The organism is Winogradskyella sp. ABM4_392 (genome assembly GCF_056160445.1).
The window spans coordinates 1-644 of sequence record NZ_JBSWXE010000020.1; the positions used below are offsets into that span (position 1 = coordinate 1).

At 40.5% G+C, this 644-nt stretch carries 1 pseudogene; it reads left to right on the top strand.

Annotation, left to right across the window (positions count from 1 at the left end):
• A pseudogene (locus tag ACXAFS_RS15290) lies at positions 1-644 on the top strand (hypothetical protein); the annotation flags it as partial.

The window sequence follows — 644 nt, forward strand, 5'->3', positions numbered from 1 at the left end:
GATGAGTGTGGTAACAGCGTATCTGCTGACCAAACCATTACAGTGGTTGATACTACTCCACCAACTATAGATAATACAAATACAGATAATATTGTAATTCAATGTGGTGTTACACCTGATGGTACATTAGAAGCATGGCTTGCTAATAATGCAGGTGCAACGGCTAATGATACTTGTGGTACTGTGACGTGGTCTAATGACTATGGAGCTAATACTGATGTAGATTGTGCAAATGGAGCTATTACTGTAACATTTACTGCTACTGATGAGTGTGGAAACACTGCAAATACTACAGCTACATATTCTATTATTGATACAGTGGATCCTGTATTAACAATTCCTGCCGATACTACGGTTGAATGTACTGATGACACATCACCTGCAAGTACTGGTTCTGCAACTGCAACTGATGATTGCGCAGTTCCTAATGTAACTTTCAGTGATGTTGAAGTAGCAGCTTGTGGCAATACTAAAACTATAACAAGAACTTGGACAGCTACAGATGCATGTGGTAACAGCGTGTCTGCTGACCAAACCATTACAGTGGTTGATACTACGGATCCTACAATCTCTGTTCCTGCAGATGTCACTATAGAGTGTACTGAAGATGAGTCTTCTGCTAATACTGGTGTTGCTACTGGTGC